We start from the raw sequence: 20,101 nt of genomic DNA, 5'->3' as shown, positions 1-20,101 counted from the left end.
TTTTAAGTGATACTACAAAATTTGTCCCGAAAGAGAATTTCGAAAATATCTCAAATTAAAATTAGCGGTGAAGAGAAATTTTAAAGTTATTTTATAATATTAAATTATTAAAATTAAATAAAATGATTAAATATATCTTAAAATCAAAACCCCTTTACAGAGCAATAATTAGTTTTATAATTGCCGCAATTGTTGGATTTTCCGCTCATTTTTCAGATATAAAATTTCTATTTTCTATCACTTTTTCTTGGGTGGCTTTTGCAATTGTCTTTTTAATTTTAAATTGGGTTATCGTATTCAAAAGAAATTTAGAAGGTATCAGAAGAAAAGCGCGAGAAGATGATGGAAGTGCAATTTTTGTTTTTCTAATTATTCTAATTTCTTCTGTTGCAAGTATGTTTGCCATTTTATTACTCATTACTTCAAAAGACGATGCAGTTCGTGAAACTTCATACTATCTTCCAACAGTAATTTCCGCCATGATTTTGGCTTGGGCAACGGTTCATACCCAATTTCTTTTTCATTATGCTCACGAATATTATGATGAGGATGAAAATGGAAATAAAAAACAAGCAGAAGGTTTAGATTTTCCAGGCGACGAAGATCCCGATTATTTAGATTTTGCATATTATTCATTCTGTATCGGTTGTACATTTCAGGTTTCTGATGTTGAAACAACTAGCAAAAAACTTAGAAATATAACATTAGTCCACAGTTTAATTTCATTTTTTATGAATACTTTTGTAGTTGCTTTAACTATCAATATAATTGCAGGATTAAGCAACTAATTTAACTTAAAAACCTATATATTTTGAACTACGAAATCCGTGAAATGCAACCCGACGATGGGGAAGTGGTTTTAAAAATTTTTACTGAAGGTATAGAATCTGAAAATGCCACTTTTGATAAAGAAGCGCCAACTTGGGAAGTTTGGGATACAAAACATTTTAATCTTTGCAGATGGATTTTAGAAGATGAAAATAATGAAATTGTAGGTTGGGCGGCCATTCAGCCAGTGAGCAACCGAGATTGTTTTCGTGGTGTGGCAGAAGTAAGTATTTATTTAACTGCAAAAGCGCAAGGAAAAGGTCTCGGACAAATGTTACTACAAAAATTAATTTTAGATTCTGAAGAAAAAGAATTCTGGACTTTACAATCCGGAATTTTTCCAGAAAATGAAGCGAGTATTGCAGTTCATCATAAGTTAGGATTTGTAACTGTTGGAAGACGCGAAAAAATTGCACAAATGAATAATAAATGGCGCGATATTGTACTTTTGGAACGTCGTTCAAAAACTGTAGGAATTTAATTTTTAATCCATTTTCTTGAAAAAAATAGCAAAATTTCTACTTAATAAAATTCCACGACCGTGGCTGATTTCATTGAGCGTTTTTTTTCGTCCAGTAATTGTTCTTTTTTTTAAAGGAAATCAATTCCATGATCCAATTGACAATAATTTTTATCGCAAATTTTTGCCTTATGGTTATGGAAAACAAAGAGAAAACGCACTTTCACCGGGAACTTTAAGTTTAGAAAGACACCGCCAAATGTGGCTTTATTTAAAAAATGAAACCGATTTTTTTACTAAAAATTACAAAGTTCTTCATATGGCGCCAGAACAATCTTTTTTTAAACGTTTCAAAATGATGAAAAATTTAGATTATTTAACAGCCGATTTATTTTCTCCAATTGTAGATGTAAAAGCCGATATTTTAAATTTACCTTTTGAAGATGAAAGTTTTGATGTTGTTTTTTGTAACCACGTTTTAGAGCACATTGAAGATGATAGAAAAGCGATGTCAGAATTATTTCGCGTGATGAAACCCGGCGGTTGGGGAATTTTCCAAGTTCCAATGAAAAATTCTTTAGAAAAAACTTATGAGGATTTTAACATTAAAGATCCTAAAGAACGGCAAAAACATTTTGGGCAATATGATCATGTTCGTTGGTACGGAATGGATTATTTTGATCGCTTGAAAAGTGTTGGTTTTAAAGTAGATGCTAATTTTTATTCAAGAAAATTCTCATCTGAGGAGCGAAAAAAATATTCTTTAAAGGAAAATGAGATTCTACCTTTGGTTTTTAAGAACTAAGCGTTCGAGAGATTTTCCAATGCTTTCAACATATTTATTCCTTTTCCTAAAACAGGTTTAAATAAATCACCATTTTTTTTTATTCTTTCCAAGGCATTTTCAATATTAAAATCAGTTGGTTTTAAGCCCATTTTTAATTCTTCCCATTCTAAAGGCATAGAAACGGGCGCAAATTCTTTCGGACGAATGCTGTAAACACTTGCCAAGGTTTGTCCGCTTCGATTTTGCAAATAATCCAAATAGATTTTTTTGTCACTTCTAGTTTTCAAAGCGCGTTCTAAAGTGGTTATTTTTGGTAATTTTTTCTCCACTTTTTGCATTAAAATATGTGCGAAATTTTTCACTTGTTCAAAGGAATATTGATTGTTCATGGGTACGAAAATATGAATTCCGGAACTTCCTGAAGTTTTACAAAAACCTTTTATATTTACTAAATCTAAAACTTCTTTTACTACCAATGCTGTTTCAATAACTTGGTCAAAAGTATTTTTATTTGATGGATCCAAATCAATCGCCATCCAAGTCGGGTTTTCTAAATGTTCTATTGTAGAATTCCAAGGATTGAAATCGATGCAACCCAAATTGTTCAGATAAGCTAAACTTTCTTTGGAGTTACAAATCAAATAATTAATTTCTTTATCATTGGAATCCGAATGAATTTCAACTTTTTCAATCCAATCTGGAGCATCATTTCCTGCATCTTTTTGGTAAAAACTTAAACCTTTAATTCCATTCGGAAATCTATTTAAAGATTGCGGTCTATTTTTTAAATGCGGCAAAATATATTTTGCAACAGATTGATAATATTCTATCACATCTCCTTTAGTATAGCCATTTTCAGGAAAATAAATTTTATCTTGATTCGTAAGTTTCAAATTTAAAATTTCAATTTTCTTAGAAGCTTTTGAAACTTCATTTTTTAATTTATTTGATTTTTTTTTATCAAATTTTTCGGAATTTTTTTCATTTTTTAAATCTTCTAAATCCTTATCTTCACGTAATCCCAAAAAAACTGGATGTCGAAAGATACCATCTTTAGTAATTCCTGTAAATTTTATTTCACAAATTAAGTTTGGTTTTAACCAGGTTGCTGGAGAATTTGTTTTAGGAACTTCTTCAAAAGGGCATTTTTTTGTAATTAATGGTTTAAAAATCTTTTCTAAATCTTTAAGCTTTTCATTGTTAAATCCGGTTCCTGTATGTCCACAGTAAATCAGTTTTTCATCTAAATATTTACCTAAAATTAATGCGCCAAAAGCTTTTCTAGATCCTCTTGGCTCTGTAAATCCGCAAATAATTACATCTTCAGTTTGCTGAAATTTTATTTTTAACCAAGAATCAGAACGGCTGTTTTCCACATATTTACTATCAGATTTTTTCGCCATCATGCCTTCTAAATGCATTTCTTTAATTTGTTTAAAAAATTCTTTGCCTTTTTCAGAAACGTGATCGCAATATTTTATTACCTCATTTTCTTCTAAAGCTTTTTTTAATAACTCTTTTCTTTCAAGTAAAGTCAAATTTTCAGTAGAATGACCATTGAGCCAAAGAAGATCAAAAACTTGATATGTTAAAGCCATATTTGGATTATCACCAAATTGCTGCAAGTTTTGAAAATCTGGTTTTCCTTTAGAATTAAAAGCAACAATTTCACCATCTAAAATCATTTTATGTTTTTGTATTTCTAAAGCTTCTGAAATTTTGAAAAATTTTTCTTTAAATGACAAACCATTTCGAGAATAGAGTAAAGGAATATCTTTGCTTAAATCTGCAATGGCGCGGTAACCATCCCATTTTATTTCAAAAAGCCAGTCTTTTCTGTCAAAAGCATCTTCTGCAGTTTTTGCAAGCATAGGCTTAATAAAATCTTTTAATTTTTTCTCATTGCTTAAAGAGGGTGTATAATTTTTAAATTTCTTTACAGTTTCAACTTTTTTTTTAATAGAATTTTTTTCTTCTAAAAATTTTGAAACATTAGAATTTTTCGCAATATGTTCTTCTGCATCATAATTTGTTTTAGCAAATTGATCTTTGTGTTTTATTAACAACCAAGCATTTTCATCTTTAGAATTTTTAATTTTTACTAAAGCAAATTCGCCCTTCAATTTTTTGCCGTGAAGAATAAATTTTAATGAACCTTTGTGAAGTTCACTTCTTAAAACCAAATCATCTTCTTTTCCTTCCACTTTTTGCATTGCTTCGTAAGTCCCAGAATCCCAAATTTCAACTTCTCCTGCACCATAATTACCTTTTGGAATGGAACCTTCAAATGTTCGGTAAGAATAAGGATGATCTTCTACCTTCATAGCCAAACGTTTGTCTTCTGGATTTAATGAAGGACCTTTTGGAACTGCCCAACTTTTTAAAACACCGTCCATTTCTAAGCGAAAATCGTAATGTAAACGTGATGCAGCGTGTCTTTGAACGACAAAAATTAATTTCTTTTCGCTACTTTCTTTTTTACCTTTTGGTTCTGAAGTTTCTTTAAAATCTCGTTTTTTTTTGTACTCTTTTAGGCTCATATCAAGACGCTTTTTTTACTTTTTTTGGTTGTTCTAAACTTGCTTTTAATTGCGCCATTAAATCAACAACTTTGCCTGAATCTTCTTTTACTTCAACTTTTTTCACAGTTTTTCCTTTGGCTTTTTGTTTTATGATTTTTAAAAGTTTTTCGGCATAAGTATCTTTAAACTCTTCTGGTTTAAATTTATCTGATAATTGTTCAATCAAAGAAATGGCCATTTTCAATTCTGCAGGTTTTGGATCTTTTTTAGTGGGAACTTTTAAATCTTTAGAATCACGAATTTCCTGCGGGAAACGTAATTTATTTAAAATTAATATAGAGTCATTATAAGGTCTAACTAAAGCTAGAGCTTCTTTTTCTCGCATTACAAAAGTTCCCACACCTACCATTTTTGTTTTTTGTAAAGCTTTAATTAAAAGACGATAAGGATTTTCTCCATTTTTTTGAGGCTCTAAAAAATAAGGTTTTTCAAAATAAACGGAATCTATTTCTTCTTCTTTAACAAATTGTTCTATAGAAAAAATTTTGGTTTTTTCTGGACTTGCTGCTTCAAAGTCTTCTTTTTTTAAAACTACATAATGATCATCAATTAAATAGCCTTTTACAATATCGGAATATGATACTTCTTTTCCAGTTTTTTCATTTACACGCTTAAATTTAATATTCTCTAAATCATGCGAATCAAGCATATCTAAATCTAAATTACTGTCATCTGTTGCAGAATACATTTTGATGGGAATATTTACAAGGCCAAATCCAATCGCGCCGTTCCAAATTGCTTTCATACTTTTATTTTTAAAATATTGTAAGACAGAAATTCAACTTCAAAAAACGTGCAATTTTAATTTTAATTTTTTTTAGATTTAAAAAAATGCTTGTAGAAAGAATAAAAAGAGTTTCAAAATGGGAGAGAAGTGAATAAAATAGATTTGAAAAAAATTAGAAATTTAAACTAAGTAAAAATCAGTAAATTTGCTAAGTAAAAATTTAAGTGATTTTTAATAACATAATTTTTAAATAATATTAATGCACAAAGCAGGATTTGTAAATATTGTAGGAAAGCCAAATGCCGGAAAATCAACATTGCTAAATCAATTGATGGGTGAGAAGCTCGCAATTGTAACCCAGAAAGCGCAAACTACAAGACACAGAATTTTTGGAATTTATAATGAAGACGATCTTCAAATTGTATTTTCTGATACGCCCGGAGTTTTAGAACCAAAATATCAATTGCAAGAAAAAATGATGGATTTTGTGAAAGATTCTTTACAAGACGCCGATGTTTTTCTTTTTATTACAGACATCAAAGATCAAGACAAACCATCGGAATATTTAATTGAAAAATTAAATAAAATCCCTGTTCCCGTTTTACTTTTGCTGAATAAAGTGGATGAAACTACACAAGAAAAAATGGAAGAAGCCGTTGCTTTTTGGCATGAGCAAATTCCAAAAGCTGAAATTTTACCCATTTCTGCCTTGAAAGCATACAACACTGAATATATTTTGCCCAAATTAAAAGAACTTTTACCAGAAAATCCGCCTTATTATGGAAAAGATCAAATAACGGATAAGCCAGAACGCTTTTTTGTAAATGAAACTATTCGTGAGAAAATCTTATTAAATTATGAAAAAGAAATCCCATATTCTGTGGAAGTTGTAACGAAGCAGTTTGTGGAGAAAGAAACAGCAATCGTAATTGACGCCGTAATTTATGTTGAGCGCGACAGCCAAAAAGGAATTATTATCGGTCATAAAGGTGAAATGATAAAAAAAGTTGGAACTGAAGCTAGATTAGATTTAGAGAAGTTTTTCGATAAAAAAATACATTTAAGTTTATTTGTAAAAGTTAGAAAAGATTGGCGAAAAAATGAAAAAGATTTAAAAGGATTCGGTTATAGATAAGCTTTAGCAAAAAATATATTTAGGAAATTTATTAAAATTTGTATAATTTTGTTTAAACTCTAATAATTATGAAAATTAATAGTATTTCTTATAATAAGAATGCAGTAGGAATTATACTATCTTTGGTACGCATATTTGTTGGTTTTGCAATGCTTACACATGGCTATCCAAAATTACAAAAATTGCTGTCTGGTGAAGAAATTCAATTTGTTAGTTTATTTGGATTTAACGAAAAGTTTACTTTAATTTTAGCTGTTTTAGCAGAATTTGTAAGTTCTATATTTATTATACTTGGATTATTTACTAGAAGTTTTTGCTTACCTTTAATTTTAACAATGATTATTGCTGGATTTGTTATTCATTCACCAGATGTTTTTGCAGATAGAGAATTGGCTTTTCTTTACTTAGCCATTTATGCTTTAATATTTGTTTTAGGAGGAGGCAATCTGTCTATTGATGCATTGATGAGTAGAAGAAAAGATATTAATTACTGATTAATATTTTCTAAGTTGAATGTTTTCAAAAATATTCTATTTAACATAATATAAATTATAGGCAAAAATATTATTTAAATTTCCCACATCAATAATTTGTAAATAATATTTGGATTTTGTATTTTTAAATGTTTTTAAATTATTATATAATGAAATTATTTATTTATTCAGTACTAATTCTTTCCGTTTTAAGTTGTTCTAAAAAAGAAGAGTCTCAAATAAAAAAATTGGATGTCCCAGATTCTCTAATAACTTCTAATGATTCAAACTTTAATATAGAGAAAATTCCAGAGAATTGTTACTTACAAGTTATTGGGAAAGATTCTACTGCAGTTCATATTATAGACAATTTAGGAACTTTTAGCGGGAAAATGGCTGTAAGAAATTCAGAAAAAGACTCTTCTTTTGGAGATTTATCTGGCTTTAAAAATGGAGATACTTTACAATTAACTTATACATTTCAAAGTGAAGGTGTTACTTCAGAGACACCCATTTATTTTATTGAGAAAAATGATGAGTTAATACAAGGTTTCGGGGATTTTAATGATACAAAAAGTTTAAAATTTGATGCTAAAAATGCTTTTAAAAAAGTAAATTGTAACCAAATTAATAATCTGCTAAAATAATATTTAAGAATGATTAAAAAAATTGATGATTCTAAAAATAAATTAAGCCTTTCAGAATTGCTTAATACAAAAGGATTCGTAGAACACGTTTCCGTAGATTGTGTGATTTTTGGTTTCAATAAAAATGAATTAAAAGTTTTACTTTTAAAATACCATGAAGTTGATAAATGGTCAGTTCCAGGAGGTTTTGTATTTAAAAATGAAAGTTTAGATGATGCAGCTACAAGAACTTTGTATGAAAGAACACACTTAGAAAATTTATTTTTACAGCAATTTTACACATTTGGTGAGGTGGAAAGAACTGAAGAAAATAATCCGCACAGAGAATTGCTCAAAAGTAGAAATATTAGTGTAGATGCAACTCACTGGATTTATCAACGTTTTATTTCAACAGCCTATTTTGCTTTAATAGATTTCACAATTTCACACACTTTCCCCGACACTTTCAATGAAACTTGCGCTTGGTTTTCTGTAAATGAATTGCCACAAATGGCTTTTGATCATGAGAAAATTATTAAAAAAGGACTTGATTTTTTACGTAAAAATCTAGATTACAATATTGTCGGAAGTAATCTTTTACCCGAGAAATTTACAATGAAAGAATTACAAACTTTATATGAAACTATTTTAGATGAAAAATTCCGAAGAAATAATTTTCAGCGTAAAATATTGAGTTTAAATATTTTGCAACGTTTAGAAAAAAGATATACAGGTTCTGCAAATAAAGCACCTTATCTGTATAAATTTTTAAACAAATAATTCCCGATAAATTTCCTCAAAATTTTTAAAAATCTTACTTTAGACAAAATTTAAAAAAGCATGTCCTACTACTCGATTTCCACAATTCCTGATTATTTTGGAATTGATCAACTACTTACTGAAGAACATAAATTAATTCGTCAATCAGTTCGAGATTGGGTGGAAAGTTTCGTGATGCCAAAAATTGACGAAGCTGCGCAAAATCACAAAGATTTACCAAATTTGATGAAAGAATTAGGTGCAATTGGTGCTTTAGGACCATATATTCCCGAAGAATATGGCGGTTCTGGATTAGATCAAATTTCTTACGGAATAATTATGCAGGAATTAGAACGTGGCGATTCTGCTGTTCGTTCAGCGGCTTCTGTGCAATCTTCTTTAGTTATGTTTCCTATAAACGAATTTGGAAGTGAACAACAAAAAAAGAAATTTTTACCAAAATTAGCAACTGGAGAATTAATTGGTTCTTTTGGATTAACAGAGCCAAATCACGGTTCAGATCCGGGTTCTATGGAAAGTCATTTTACCGATGAAGGCGATTATTACTTATTAAATGGTGCAAAAATGTGGATTACAAATGCACCAATTTGTGATATTGCCGTAGTTTGGGCAAAAGATGAAAATGGAAAAGTTTGCGGATTAATTGTTGAACGTGGTTTTGAAGGATTTTCTACACCAGAAACTCATAATAAATGGAGTCTTCGCGCTTCCAAAACTGGTGAATTGGTTTTCTCAAATGTAAAAGTTCCTAAAGAAAATATATTACCAAATGTTTCGGGATTGAAAGGACCTTTATCTTGTTTAAATTCTGCGCGATATGGAATTTCTTGGGGCGTTATTGGTGCTGCAATTGATTGTTATTGCACCGCTTTGCAATATTCCAAAGAAAGAAAACAATTTGGAAAAGCAATTGCTGGATTTCAACTTCAACAGAAAAAATTAGCAGAATTTTTAACAGAAATTACAAAATCTCAATTACTTTGTTGGCAATTGGGAAATCTTAAAAATGATCATAAAGCAACACCTGCACAAATTTCTATGGCTAAAAGAAATAATGTAAAAATGGCGATTGAAATTGCAAGAGAATCCCGACAAATTCTCGGCGGAATGGGAATTATGGGAGAATTTCCGATGATGAGACATGCCGCAAATCTTGAATCTGTAATCACTTACGAAGGAACGCACGATGTTCATTTACTGATTACAGGAATGGATATTACAGGAATTAACGCTTTTAGTTAGAGTAACTTGCTGGAATATTTTCTGTAAAAGGAATTTCTGGATTTAGAATTTCTAAAATTAAATTTCTTATACTAATTAAAGGCATTTCTAGATTATTTAGATTTAATTCTTTTTCATCAAATATTTTCAAACTTTGAACGCCTTTTCCAGTTTCTGCAAAACTCCAAATTCCACATTCTAATTGAGTATCGGGAAATAATTTTGCAGATAAAATTGAAAAAGCGTAAAAACATAATTGCATTGCTTGCTTATAATCGCTGTTGAAAAATAATTGTTTTAATTTTTCTTCGTCTTCTATTTTTTTAGGAGCTGAAATTAATAACTTTTTGGTCTTAGAAGTTTTATAATCAATAATTCTTAAAGTTCCATTTAAGCGGTCAATTCTGTCAATAAAGCCATAAAGTTTAACATTTTCAGAATCAGAAATAGGAAATTCTATATTTTCAACTTTCATTTCTAAGGCAAAAATCTCAAGTTTGTTTCCTTTTTTTATTAAATTTAAATCGTAAGTCAAAATATCTGTCACTACTCTACTCGCAATCGATTTATGAACGAAATTCATTCCTTTTAAATAAAATTCTTTTTCATGATTTAAAATTTTAATAGCGTGTTCTAAAGCTTCATCTACTTGTAAAAGTAAATCCTCTAAATCTTTATTTATTAATACTTTACTTAATATTTTGTTATATAAAAATTGTAGAGAATAATGCACTAAATTTCCATAATTTCTTTGTGAAAGCTCCTCTTCTACTTCATCTTCAGAATAAGTATTTAAAATTTTTGATAAGTAGAAATCAATTGGATTGTATAAAAAACTATTTAAATGTGAAGCAGAAACACGATTTTTCCATTGTTTTAATTTATCTAAAACATCATCTGTTTTTTCAATTATCATCAGATCTTGGTTAACTGGTTGAATTGTATTTTCAACCACAAAATGTTCAATATTATGACCACTTTCAATTTCTAACTGTGTAATAAATCTGCTTTTTTCACCTGTATTTACGCCCGAACTCAAAGCATTATAAAGCAAATAAATATTTTTAGAATCTTGTAATAATCTGTAAAAGTGATATGCATAGATACTATCATTTTCTAAATAAGTATGCAAATCAAATTCGCGCCGAACATCAAAAGGCAAATAAGTATTTTGCGAATTTCCAAGCGGTAATTTCCCTTCGTTTACTGAAAGTAAAATAATATTTTCAAAATTTAAAAGCCGTGTTTCTAAAAGTCCCATAACTTGTAGACCTTGCAATGGTTCTCCTTTAAAATCAATACTTTCTGTGTTTACTAAATGATTAATTAAAATTTCCAGACTTTCAATTTCCATTTCAAAATTGTAATCTTTTAATTGGTTTTCTAAAGTCTTAAACGCAGTTTCAAAGTGTGAAATATTTTCAAAAAGAATATCGTCTAAATCTAAAAATTTCAACTGAAAACAGTAATTAATTAATTTTTTTAAAAATTCTTTTGCTGATTGTTTCTGAAATAAATTAAAATATGACAACTCAAAAAGTTCTTGTTCTAATAACTTTTTAGAAATATAAATAATGTTTCTTTCTTGCAATAATTTTTTAAAATTGAGAATAATTGAATTATCATTTTCTGCTTTTGGCAATTCATCTAAAATCGGTAAAACGTCTTTGTAATAATAAGTGGAACTTTGCTTTTGAAGTTGTTTTTGAAGGTGAAATAATTTCTTCATCGCATTAGAAAAACCGAGATTTTTCAATGGAAAACCCATCGTAATATTAATTCTTTCAATCGCAGCTAAAGAATCTAAAGTTGGTGGTAGCAAATTTTCATCAAGCAAAATTATTGCAGTTTTGCTAAAATCAAATTGCTCAATATTTCCATTTGATAATTCAGAAAAAATTTCTGGTAATAATTTTGTCTGTGAAATATTACCCGAAACTTCAAATATTTTTATATTTTTTTCTTTTTTAAAATCATCTTCAATCCAATTGAATTTTCGGCTGTCATTAAATTCTGACCAGGTTTTATGTTCTCTTAAAAATTTACCAGATTCTTGCCGAAAATCTTTTATGTAATAATCATCTGCTTGAAAATAGCAAATTCCTTTGTCCCATTTTAAAAGTTCTTTCACCAATTTTTTTTCAGTTGGCGTGAAAGCATTAAAACCACAAAATACAAATTCACTACTAGTTTCTAAAGCAAAATCTTTAATTTTATTTCTAACTATTTCGTGCAACATTCCGCTTGTTGCGTAATTTTTTTCTTGTAATTTTAATTTTAAGAGTGGAATAAAATTTCTTTGTTTACGCCAGAAATTTAAAAATTTATTTCTTGGATTTTCTTCCTCTGGATCTAAGTTTTTAGCCCAATTTTTAATATTTTCTTCGTCAGCCATTACCACTAAAATCTTTTCAAAATCATTTGAAAATTTTAGTATATCGTCCCAATCTTTTAAAACCGTCGGAAACCATTTTAAGAAATTAGAAAAATCTTCATCTTGCTGTGTTTTATAGACTTCGTAAGCAAAAAGCCAAAGTGCAATTCCTTTAATATGTTGTGTTTGTGCAATGCTTTTTAAAAGTTCTTCTATTGTAAAAAACTGTGGTAAAAATCCACTATAACCTTTCTCTGACAAAATTCTTTTGATAAAAACAACAGGTCTTTTTCCAGGTAAAACAAGATTAAAGTTGGAAAGATCTTCACTTTTTTCGAGTAAATCGTCGATGATTTTATTTAAAAATTTCATTAAAATAGTCTTAGTTTATAAAAGAGTTTTAAATTTAACGAAAATGAAAGTAATCTCAATTTATTTTTTTAGAATATTTAAAAAAAATCGCAGATTCCGTGAACTTAAAATAAACTTTGGTCTAAAAAATATTTTTAAAATAACAACTCAAGAATTAAAATGTCCTTTAGAAATATAAACCACTTTTTTAGTTTCAAAAAACTCTTCTTCAAAATAATTTTTTAATTGAAAAATTTCTGCTTTTATGCCTTGCAATTCTTCTCCTAAATCACCACCTTTTAAATATAAAACGCCGTTGTGTTTTGTATTAATTTGTTCTTTTTCAAATTTCCCTTTTAACCAACGCAAGAAAACGGGCATTTGTGTTACTGCTCTACTTACTACAAAATGAAATTTTCCTTTTATATTTTCCGCTCTTTCATGATATGCTTCTAAATTTTTTAAATCTAAACTTTCTGCAATGTTTTTCACAACAGTAATTTTTTTACCTATAGAATCCACTAACGTAAAATGCGTTTCGGGAAATAATATTGCAAGTGGAATTCCAGGAAATCCCCCACCTGTACCAACATCTAAAACTCTTGTTCCTTTAGAAAATGTCATTACTTTTGCAATTCCTAGAGAATGTAAAATATGTTTTTCATATAATGCGTCCATGTCTTTCCGAGAAATTACGTTGATTTTTTCATTCCAATCGCTGTATAATTCTTGCAATAAATCAAATTGTTTTTTTTGATTTTCTGTAATATTTGGAAAATATTTGGAAATGATATTTTTGGACATAATTTAGAATATAAATGCAAAAATAAAGGTTTTAAGATTGAAATGAAAGTGCTTAACTCAAATCAAATTTTTATATTTGTTAAAACTTAATAATACATGGATTTATTATCTGACAGATTAAAGCGATTGAGCTTTTCGCAAACATTTGTAATGTCTAATAAAGCGCGGGAAATGAAAGCCGAAGGTTTTGACGTCATTAGTTTAACTTTAGGAGAACCCGATTTTGATGTTCCTGAAAGTATTAAAAAAGCCGCATTTAAAGCCATCGAAGAAAATTTTAGTCATTACTCTCCTGTTCCTGGATTTTTAGAACTTAGAGAAGCAATTTGTCTTAAACTTAAAAGAGATAATAATTTAGATTTTAAACCTACACAAATATGCGTTTCTAATGGAGCAAAACAATCTATTATAAATGTTTTAGCAGCACTTCTAAATGAAGGTGATGAAGTAATTTTACCAGCGCCTTATTGGGTTAGTTACGATGAAATGGTAAAAATGATGGATGGGAAATCAGTTTTTATTAAAACCGATTATACCACTGATTTTAAAATGACAGCAGAACAATTGGAAAATGCAATTACTCCCAAAACAAAAGCAATTTTATACAGTTCACCTTGCAATCCCTCTGGAAGTTATTACACTTATGAAGAATTAAAGTCTTTAGCAAAAGTGATTGCAAAATATCCACACGTGACGGTAATTTCAGATGAAATTTATGAATTTATTAATTACGAAACCAAACATACTTCAATTGCACAGTTTCCGGAAATTAAAGAGCAAGTTGCAGTAATCAATGGAATGTCAAAAGCTTACGCTATGACGGGATGGAGAATTGGTTATTCTGCGTGTCCTGATTGGTTGGCAAAAGCTTGTGAAAAAATTCAGGGACAAATGACAAGCGGCGCAAATACAATTGCACAACAAGCTGCAATTACTGCTTTGCAAACTAATCCTGCAGAATTTCATTTTATGATTGAAGCTTTTCAAAAGAGACGTGATTTGGTTTTTGATTTATTAAAAAAAATTAAAGGTTTTAAAATATTTTTACCAAAATCTGCATTTTATTTTTTCCCGGATATTTCTTATTATATTGGAAAAACTTTAGATGGAATTAAAATAAATAATTCTGATGATTTTGCCATGTTTTTATTAGAAAAAGCCAATGTAGCAACCGTTGGTGGTGTTTCCTTCGGAAGTCCAGAATGTTTGCGCTTTTCGTATGCAACATCAGAAAAAAATCTTATTGAAGCGATGAAAAGAATAAGAGAATTATTAAATAATATTGAAGTAAATTAATTTTATAAATTTTTTTTAAGAATAGAAATTCCCATTTTTTATTCTGCGAAATGAGAGTTAATTTAAATTAAAAAAATATTGTAAATAGATTTTATTAATCAATATTAATTTTTTAATAGACAAAAGTATTGTAAATTTGTACTATAAATAATTAAAAAATATAAAGATATGTCATTAGTAGGAAGAAAATTTCCAAATGTTACCATCGACGCAATGTCTGAAATGGGTGATGATTTGAGAATAAATGTTTTAGAAGAAGCAACTAAAAATCAACAAAAAGTATTGTTATTTTGGTATCCAAAAGATTTTACATTTGTTTGTCCAACAGAACTTCACGCTTTTCAAGAAGCTCAAGAAGAGTTTAAAAAAAGAAACACCATAATTATTGGAGCCTCTTGCGATAGTAATGAAGTTCATTTTGCATGGTTAAATACTGCAAAAGATAACGGTGGAATTGAAGGAATAACTTATCCAATCTTATCTGATACACACCGTCAATTGGCCAATTTATTAGGAATTGTGGATCAAGATTTTGATTACGATGATGAAGGACAAGAATCATTTACAGGTTCAAATGTTACTTACAGAGCCACTTATTTAATCGATGAAACGGGAAAAATTTTCCACGAAAGTGTAAATGATATGCCTCTTGGAAGAAATGTAAAAGAATTTTTAAGAATGGTAGATGCTTATACACACGTTCAAAAACATGGTGAAGTTTGCCCTGCAAATTGGGAAGAAGGAAAAGATGCAATGCATGCAGATAGAAAATCGACCGCAGATTATTTAGCAAAACACTAAATATTAAATTTAAAATTCAAAAAGACTCGAATTGTTTTAAGTAGCCTTTCGAGTTTTTTTTATAAAAAAATATTAAAATGTACACAGAATTAACAGAAGATAATTTACAGGAAATAGTAAAAAACAACGACAAAGTAGTTGTTCAATATGGTGCAAGTTGGTGTGGAAACTGCAGAATCATGAAGCCAAAATTTAAAAAATTAGCGGCTGAAAATGATGCCATTCCTTTCTATTACGTTGATGCAGAAAAATTGCCAGAAAGTAGAAAATTAGCACAAGTTGATAATTTACCAACATTTGCTATTTTTAAAAATGGTGAAAAGGTAAATCAAGTGCAAAGTAATAAAGCGGAAAGTTTAACGGAATTATTTAATGAATTAAATTAAAAGTTATGAAATAGCTATTAAAACTCCGCAAAAAAAATAGTGGAGAAATTTGGCGATTGCATTTGACAAATTAAAAAAATAAAAAAATTACAAATGAAACTACCCGTTATCAGACAATTTTATCAAAATCAAAGCGTGGAAAATTTGGAAAAAACTTTAGAAGTTTTAGAAAGTTTCACAGAATTTAGAGGAACTACAGACGAAGATTTAAATGTTGCCGGAGAATTAATTACTAATATTTGTGGCGCTTTGGAAGTTCACGAAAATGTAAAAAATGGAATGGCTGAAAGAGATGCGTTGAATGGTTTTGCTCAAAAAGTTTTAGGATCGATTGATAAAAATTAGAAAAATTTCTTGAAATTATATAAAAAGGCTTCATGTTTTGAAGCCTTTTTTAGTTTTAAAAATCTCTCGTGAAAGGTTTTTCTTCATCAGAAGTAATTCCAAGAGCCTCATAAATATATTTGTAAGTGGAAAGTAAAACTGGCTTTCCGTCAATTACACAAACATCGTGCTCAAAATGTGCAGAAGGTGACATATCTAAACTCGTAACTGTCCAACCATCTTTGTGAAATTTTACTTTTTCTGTTCCCAAATTTATCATTGGTTCAATTGCGAGTGCAATTCCATCTTTTATAACTTTACCACTTCCCTTTCTTCCATAATTTGGAACTTGCGGATCTTCGTGCATTTTTCTCCCTAGACCATGACCAACTAATTCTCGCACAACGCCATAACCAGCTTTTTCACAATAATTTTGAATTGCAAAAGAAATATCTCCAATTCTTTTTCCACGAACACATTGCTCAATTCCTTTGTATAAAGATTCTTTGGTAATTTTTAAAAGCTTTTTAGTTTCTGGCGCAACTTCTCCTACTTGAAAAGAATAAGCGTGATCACCGTAAAAACCATTCATAAAAACGCCGCAATCAACGGACAAAATATCACCTTCTTCTAAAGGTTTTTCGTTAGGAATTCCGTGAACAACTTCCGCATTGGGAGAAATACATAAATTATTTGGAAAACCATACATTCCTAAAAAAGCTGGTTCTCCTCCATTATCACGAATGAATTCGCCACCTAATTTATCTAAGTGCAGAGTGGTTGTGCCAGGTTTTATTTCTTTAGCTAAAAGTCCTAATGTTTTGGAAACCAATTGTGCACTTTCGCGCATCAACCTAAGTTCTTCTATTGTTTTTAATTGAATCATTAATTTAAGATATTAGATTTGAGATGTTATAAAATTTAGATTTAAAAATTTCGGTAAAGTTTCATATTTTAAATCTAAATTCTAATTTCTCTATTTTTACCAAAAGAGTCCTTTTTTCTTATCCCGTTTCATTTTAGAATAAGCTAAAACTTCAGTTCCACTCACTCGGAATTCAATTCTTTCAGTTACAATTCTATAAATTTCTCCCCATCCTGGAAAACCACCAAGATTTCTATCGTCGATAAATAAATCTGCATCTATTTTTCTAGATTGTGTTTGAAGTTCAAAAATTTCACCTTCAAAACTAGAATTTACTGCATAAAATTCTACGCCATTTTTTTTACAAAATTCTACAGCTTCATCAAGAGTTTTTCCGTGTCGGTAAGTCCATAAAATTAAACGATATCCTTCACTTTGCAATTTTTTTAAAGTATCAAAAGCAAATGTTTTAGCTTTCCCGATTTTAGGATATGCATCTTCTACAATAGTACCGTCAAAATCAATTGCTAATTTTTTGTTATTTGTCATTAAAGAATTTAAGTATGCAAATATAAGAAATAAAAAAAGTGCTGAAAAATCAACACTTTATTTTATCTAATTCTTTTTAGGATTTAATCCATTTAAATTGATATTCCAAATCTGGAGTGGCAATTCTCTCCGTAATTTTTTGTAATCTTGAAGGCAATTTCATTAAATATTCTTGTGCTTTTTGTGCTTTTTCCGTCAAATTAGTTAGATGTTCAATTTTCCATTCATCTAATAAATCTGCTAAAATATCAATATAATCTTGTCCTGTATAAACCATGCAACGTTGCGCTGCATCTGAAAAATGACTCCAAAGTTCACCTGCTTGTTGTCCAGATTCTCGCATTAAATGAGCAGGCATGACGATTTTTTTACGCATCATATCTTCAAAAGCCAATACCATTTCCGATGGATCTAATTCTAAAATTCTAGTTACAAAATTTTTGTAAGCTTTTGCGTGTCTCGCTTCATCTGCAGCAATCATTCCACACATTTGCGCTAATTTTTTATTTCCACATTGTTTTGCGAAAGTTCCCACTCTTCTGTGAGAAACATTGGTGGCAGTTTCTTGAAAACTGGTGTAAACGAAATTTCTATAAGGATCCATTGTTGTTCCAATATCTAAACCGTCTTGTATTAAATAATGTGTGGTAATTTCAACTTCTCTCATATTTACTCTTCCGCATAAATACAGATATTTATTAAGCAAATCTCCGTGTCTATTTTCTTCTGCAGTCCAACTTCTAATCCAACTTGCCCATCCAGAATTTTCTTCCTGATCAATTCCATCCACTCCCATTAACCAAGATTCGTATGTGGGAAGTGCTTCTTCTGTAATACAGTCTCCTATTAAAGTTACGAATAAATCATAATCCATTTCTCTTGCAAAACTTTGCAATTCTTCCACTTCATATTTAAAATTATCTGATGAAGAATCTGGTAAAAAATCAGCAGGCTGCCAAATTTTTTCCACTGGTGTAAGATAAGAAGCTTTGAAATCTTCTACTTCTTTACCCAAATTTTTCATTACTTCTAACCTAACTAATTTATTGTACATTTATTTATTTTAAAGGATTTTGCAAAAGTAATATTTTAAATATTATTTTTAGCATAGTATTTTTATTTATACTTTATTTAACTTAATCAATTAGCTTACCAAAATTTCGCCCGTCATTATTTCAGGAATTTCTATTCCCATAACTTTTAAAATACTTGGTGCAACATCACCTAATTTTCCTGGTTTTAAATTCCAAGTTCTATCTTTATCCATCACAATTAAAGGAACTAAATTAGTAGAATGTTGTGTGTTTGGACTTCCGTCTGGATTTATCATAAAATCAGAATTCCCATGATCTGCTAAAATAAAAACCGCATAACCGTGCTCATAAGCTGCTGTTGCTACTTTTTGAATACAAGAATCTACAACTTCGGCTGCTTTTACAGCAGCTGAAAAAACACCTGTATGTCCTACCATATCTGTGTTTGCGAAATTTAAGCAAATAAAATCTGCCGTTTCATTTTCTATTTCTGGGACTATTTTTGCTGTAATATCATAAGCCGACATTTCTGGTTTAAAATCATAAGTCGGAACATCTTTTGGACTTGGACAAAGAATTCTACTTTCACCTTCAAACTGCGCTTCTCTTCCACCAGAAAAGAAAAAAGTTACGTGCGGATATTTTTCAGTTTCAGCGACACGAATTTGCGATTTATGATTTTTTTCTAAAATTTCACCCATAGTTTCAGTCAGAACTTTTTCATCAAAAACTACATTAATATTTTTAAAATCTTTTTCATAATTAGTCATGGTAATATAATACAAGCTCAATTTATGCATTTCATAATCCGGAAAATCTTGCTGGGTAAGAACTTCCGTAATTTCTCTACCTCGATCGGTTCTAAAATTAAAACATAAAACGACATCATCATTTTCTATTTTTGTTAACGGGAGATGATTATCACCATTTATTATAATTGGTTTTAAAAATTCATCTGTAATTCCTTCGTTATAAGATTTTTGAATACTTTCTAAAACATTTTTAGTCTGAAATCCTACTCCATTTACCATTGCATCATAAGCTAATTTTACTCTTTCCCATCGTTTATCACGATCCATCGCATAATATCTTCCAACAACTGATGCTAATTTTCCAGTCGTCGTTTTCATGTGATTTAAAAGATCTGCAATAAAATCTTTTCCAGAATGCGGATCGCAATCTCGACCATCTGTGAAAGCATGAACAAAGACATTTTTATCTAAACCAAATTCTGCTGCAGCCGTCAATAATCCCTTTAAATGATTAATGTGCGAATGAACGCCGCCATTTGAAACTAAACCTATAAAATGAATTTTTCTAGAATTTTCTTTCGCATATCGAAAAGCATCTACAATAACTTCTTCTTTTCCTAAAGTATTATTTTCAACGGCCATATTTAGTTTTACCAAATTTTGGTAAACTATTCTTCCAGCACCCAAATTCATGTGTCCAACTTCGGAATTTCCCATTTGACCAACCGGTAAACCGACTGCAATTCCGCTCGCTTCAAGCGTTGTATTAGGGAATTTTTTTAAACAGGAATCTATAAAAGGAGTGTTTGCTTTTGCGAGTGCCGAAATTTCGGGATTTGTTCCTAAACCCCATCCGTCAAGAATGGCAAGTATAGCTTTTTTTGACATTTTTTTTCTATTTTATTACACAAATTTACAAAATTGAAAATGGTAATGATAAAAATTC

20 protein-coding genes are annotated in these 20,101 nt (G+C 29.5%); 12 read left to right on the top strand and 8 right to left on the bottom strand.

Translation table 11 applies throughout. The features are described 5' to 3' along the window. Positions 1–122: 122 nt before the first annotated feature. Genes ACN0WB_RS03735 through ACN0WB_RS03725 form a run of 3 tightly spaced genes read left to right on the top strand, consistent with a single transcriptional unit; the run spans position 123 to position 2,093 of the window. Positions 123–788 carry a DUF1345 domain-containing protein gene (locus tag ACN0WB_RS03735; protein WP_417428985.1) on the top strand — a complete coding sequence of 222 codons (666 nt, stop codon included), beginning with the start codon at positions 123–125 and terminating at the stop codon, positions 786–788. Positions 789–811: 23 nt separating this feature from the next. Beyond that, entirely contained in the window at positions 812–1,309 is a 498-nt protein-coding gene (locus ACN0WB_RS03730; protein ID WP_417428983.1) for a GNAT family N-acetyltransferase, read from the top strand. A 16-nt stretch (positions 1,310–1,325) separates the two neighbouring features. After that, positions 1,326–2,093: a class I SAM-dependent methyltransferase gene (locus ACN0WB_RS03725; protein WP_417428981.1), complete on the top strand. Its 768-nt coding sequence runs from the start codon at positions 1,326–1,328 to the stop codon at positions 2,091–2,093. On the opposite strand, the gene ligD is transcribed toward ACN0WB_RS03725, so the two are convergent. Continuing rightward, positions 2,090–4,615, bottom strand: coding sequence for a DNA ligase D (gene ligD, locus ACN0WB_RS03720; RefSeq protein ID WP_417428979.1), 2,526 nt, complete (start codon positions 4,613–4,615; stop codon positions 2,090–2,092). The genes ACN0WB_RS03725 and ligD overlap by 4 nt on opposite strands. 1 nt (position 4,616) lies before the next feature. Continuing rightward, positions 4,617–5,402: a Ku protein gene (locus ACN0WB_RS03715; protein WP_417428977.1), complete on the bottom strand. Its 786-nt coding sequence runs from the start codon at positions 5,400–5,402 to the stop codon at positions 4,617–4,619. 241 nt (positions 5,403–5,643) lie between these two features. Here ACN0WB_RS03715 and era point away from each other — a divergent pair, with 241 nt between their 5' ends. The 5 genes from era (at position 5,644) to ACN0WB_RS03690 (ending at position 9,640) form a co-directional block, all read left to right on the top strand. After that, on the top strand, positions 5,644–6,519 hold the full coding sequence (era, locus tag ACN0WB_RS03710; protein WP_417428975.1) for a GTPase Era: 876 nt from the start codon (positions 5,644–5,646) through the stop codon (positions 6,517–6,519). A gap of 68 nt (positions 6,520–6,587) precedes the next feature. Next, positions 6,588–7,013 (top strand): DoxX family protein, encoded by a 426-nt coding sequence (locus tag ACN0WB_RS03705; protein WP_417428973.1) that lies wholly within the window; start codon positions 6,588–6,590, stop codon positions 7,011–7,013. A 149-nt stretch (positions 7,014–7,162) separates the two neighbouring features. Then, a complete protein-coding gene (locus ACN0WB_RS03700) occupies positions 7,163–7,639 on the top strand; it encodes a hypothetical protein (protein WP_417428971.1) in 477 nt (158 codons plus the stop codon). A 9-nt stretch (positions 7,640–7,648) separates the two neighbouring features. Continuing rightward, on the top strand, positions 7,649–8,398 hold the full coding sequence (locus tag ACN0WB_RS03695) for an NUDIX hydrolase (RefSeq protein ID WP_417428969.1): 750 nt from the start codon (positions 7,649–7,651) through the stop codon (positions 8,396–8,398). A 60-nt stretch (positions 8,399–8,458) separates the two neighbouring features. Beyond that, the gene (locus tag ACN0WB_RS03690; RefSeq protein ID WP_417428967.1) at positions 8,459–9,640 is read left to right on the top strand and encodes an acyl-CoA dehydrogenase family protein; all 1,182 of its coding nucleotides are present in this window, start codon (positions 8,459–8,461) and stop codon (positions 9,638–9,640) included. On the opposite strand, the gene ACN0WB_RS03685 is transcribed toward ACN0WB_RS03690, so the two are convergent. Both ACN0WB_RS03685 and rsmG read right to left on the bottom strand, forming a co-directional pair. After that, entirely contained in the window at positions 9,633–12,365 is a 2,733-nt protein-coding gene (locus tag ACN0WB_RS03685) for a PD-(D/E)XK nuclease family protein (protein ID WP_417428964.1), read from the bottom strand. The two genes, ACN0WB_RS03690 and ACN0WB_RS03685, sit on opposite strands and share 8 nt — an antisense overlap. 147 nt (positions 12,366–12,512) lie before the next feature. Continuing rightward, complete coding sequence (gene rsmG, locus ACN0WB_RS03680; RefSeq protein ID WP_417428962.1) at positions 12,513–13,148, bottom strand: 16S rRNA (guanine(527)-N(7))-methyltransferase RsmG; 636 nt, start codon at positions 13,146–13,148, stop codon at positions 12,513–12,515. A gap of 96 nt (positions 13,149–13,244) precedes the next feature. On the opposite strand from rsmG, the gene ACN0WB_RS03675 reads away from it, so the two are divergent. The 4 genes from ACN0WB_RS03675 (at position 13,245) to ACN0WB_RS03660 (ending at position 15,976) form a co-directional block, all read left to right on the top strand. After that, the gene (locus ACN0WB_RS03675) at positions 13,245–14,444 is read left to right on the top strand and encodes a pyridoxal phosphate-dependent aminotransferase (RefSeq protein ID WP_417428960.1); all 1,200 of its coding nucleotides are present in this window, start codon (positions 13,245–13,247) and stop codon (positions 14,442–14,444) included. A 168-nt stretch (positions 14,445–14,612) separates the two neighbouring features. Next, a complete protein-coding gene (locus ACN0WB_RS03670) occupies positions 14,613–15,245 on the top strand; it encodes a peroxiredoxin (RefSeq protein WP_417428958.1) in 633 nt (210 codons plus the stop codon). A 77-nt stretch (positions 15,246–15,322) separates the two neighbouring features. Continuing rightward, positions 15,323–15,631, top strand: a complete 309-nt coding sequence (locus tag ACN0WB_RS03665) for a thioredoxin family protein (protein ID WP_417428956.1) — start codon at positions 15,323–15,325, stop codon at positions 15,629–15,631. A 93-nt stretch (positions 15,632–15,724) separates the two neighbouring features. After that, complete coding sequence (locus ACN0WB_RS03660; protein ID WP_417428954.1) at positions 15,725–15,976, top strand: DUF6952 family protein; 252 nt, start codon at positions 15,725–15,727, stop codon at positions 15,974–15,976. Between the two features lie 55 nt (positions 15,977–16,031). Here the strand turns inward: ACN0WB_RS03660 and map are convergent, their stop codons facing one another. The 4 genes from map to gpmI all read right to left on the bottom strand — a co-directional run bounded on the left by map (position 16,032) and on the right by gpmI (position 20,043). After that, on the bottom strand, positions 16,032–16,841 hold the full coding sequence (gene map / locus ACN0WB_RS03655) for a type I methionyl aminopeptidase (RefSeq protein ID WP_417428952.1): 810 nt from the start codon (positions 16,839–16,841) through the stop codon (positions 16,032–16,034). 96 nt (positions 16,842–16,937) lie between these two features. Then, positions 16,938–17,369 (bottom strand): BT0820 family HAD-type phosphatase, encoded by a 432-nt coding sequence (locus ACN0WB_RS03650; RefSeq protein WP_417428950.1) that lies wholly within the window; start codon positions 17,367–17,369, stop codon positions 16,938–16,940. Between the two features lie 76 nt (positions 17,370–17,445). Then, on the bottom strand, positions 17,446–18,423 hold the full coding sequence (locus ACN0WB_RS03645; RefSeq protein ID WP_417428948.1) for an acyl-ACP desaturase: 978 nt from the start codon (positions 18,421–18,423) through the stop codon (positions 17,446–17,448). Between the two features lie 90 nt (positions 18,424–18,513). Further along, positions 18,514–20,043 (bottom strand): 2,3-bisphosphoglycerate-independent phosphoglycerate mutase, encoded by a 1,530-nt coding sequence (gene gpmI / locus ACN0WB_RS03640; RefSeq protein ID WP_417428946.1) that lies wholly within the window; start codon positions 20,041–20,043, stop codon positions 18,514–18,516. Between the last annotated feature and the right edge of the window lie 58 nt (positions 20,044–20,101).

The sequence above is a fragment of the Halpernia sp. genome (assembly GCF_048269545.1).
In the GTDB taxonomy this organism is placed as follows: Bacteria; Bacteroidota; Bacteroidia; order Flavobacteriales; family Weeksellaceae; genus Halpernia.
This window is presented reverse-complemented; position numbering and strand designations above follow the sequence as displayed.

Excerpts from the sequence above, each read along its gene's own strand:
- ACN0WB_RS03735 (WP_417428985.1), top strand. The coding sequence starts at position 123 with ATGATTAAATATATCTTAAAATCAAAACCCCTTTACAGAGCAATAATT.
- ligD (WP_417428979.1), bottom strand. The coding sequence starts at position 4,615 with ATGAGCCTAAAAGAGTACAAAAAAAAACGAGATTTTAAAGAAACTTCA.
- ACN0WB_RS03715 (WP_417428977.1), bottom strand. The coding sequence starts at position 5,402 with ATGAAAGCAATTTGGAACGGCGCGATTGGATTTGGCCTTGTAAATATT.
- era (WP_417428975.1), top strand. The coding sequence starts at position 5,644 with ATGCACAAAGCAGGATTTGTAAATATTGTAGGAAAGCCAAATGCCGGA.
- ACN0WB_RS03705 (WP_417428973.1), top strand. The coding sequence starts at position 6,588 with ATGAAAATTAATAGTATTTCTTATAATAAGAATGCAGTAGGAATTATA.
- ACN0WB_RS03700 (WP_417428971.1), top strand. The coding sequence starts at position 7,163 with ATGAAATTATTTATTTATTCAGTACTAATTCTTTCCGTTTTAAGTTGT.
- ACN0WB_RS03695 (WP_417428969.1), top strand. The coding sequence starts at position 7,649 with ATGATTAAAAAAATTGATGATTCTAAAAATAAATTAAGCCTTTCAGAA.
- ACN0WB_RS03690 (WP_417428967.1), top strand. The coding sequence starts at position 8,459 with ATGTCCTACTACTCGATTTCCACAATTCCTGATTATTTTGGAATTGAT.
- ACN0WB_RS03685 (WP_417428964.1), bottom strand. The coding sequence starts at position 12,365 with ATGAAATTTTTAAATAAAATCATCGACGATTTACTCGAAAAAAGTGAA.
- rsmG (WP_417428962.1), bottom strand. The coding sequence starts at position 13,148 with ATGTCCAAAAATATCATTTCCAAATATTTTCCAAATATTACAGAAAAT.
- ACN0WB_RS03675 (WP_417428960.1), top strand. The coding sequence starts at position 13,245 with ATGGATTTATTATCTGACAGATTAAAGCGATTGAGCTTTTCGCAAACA.
- ACN0WB_RS03670 (WP_417428958.1), top strand. The coding sequence starts at position 14,613 with ATGTCATTAGTAGGAAGAAAATTTCCAAATGTTACCATCGACGCAATG.
- ACN0WB_RS03665 (WP_417428956.1), top strand. The coding sequence starts at position 15,323 with ATGTACACAGAATTAACAGAAGATAATTTACAGGAAATAGTAAAAAAC.
- ACN0WB_RS03660 (WP_417428954.1), top strand. The coding sequence starts at position 15,725 with ATGAAACTACCCGTTATCAGACAATTTTATCAAAATCAAAGCGTGGAA.
- map (WP_417428952.1), bottom strand. The coding sequence starts at position 16,841 with ATGATTCAATTAAAAACAATAGAAGAACTTAGGTTGATGCGCGAAAGT.
- ACN0WB_RS03650 (WP_417428950.1), bottom strand. The coding sequence starts at position 17,369 with ATGACAAATAACAAAAAATTAGCAATTGATTTTGACGGTACTATTGTA.
- ACN0WB_RS03645 (WP_417428948.1), bottom strand. The coding sequence starts at position 18,423 with ATGTACAATAAATTAGTTAGGTTAGAAGTAATGAAAAATTTGGGTAAA.
- gpmI (WP_417428946.1), bottom strand. The coding sequence starts at position 20,043 with ATGTCAAAAAAAGCTATACTTGCCATTCTTGACGGATGGGGTTTAGGA.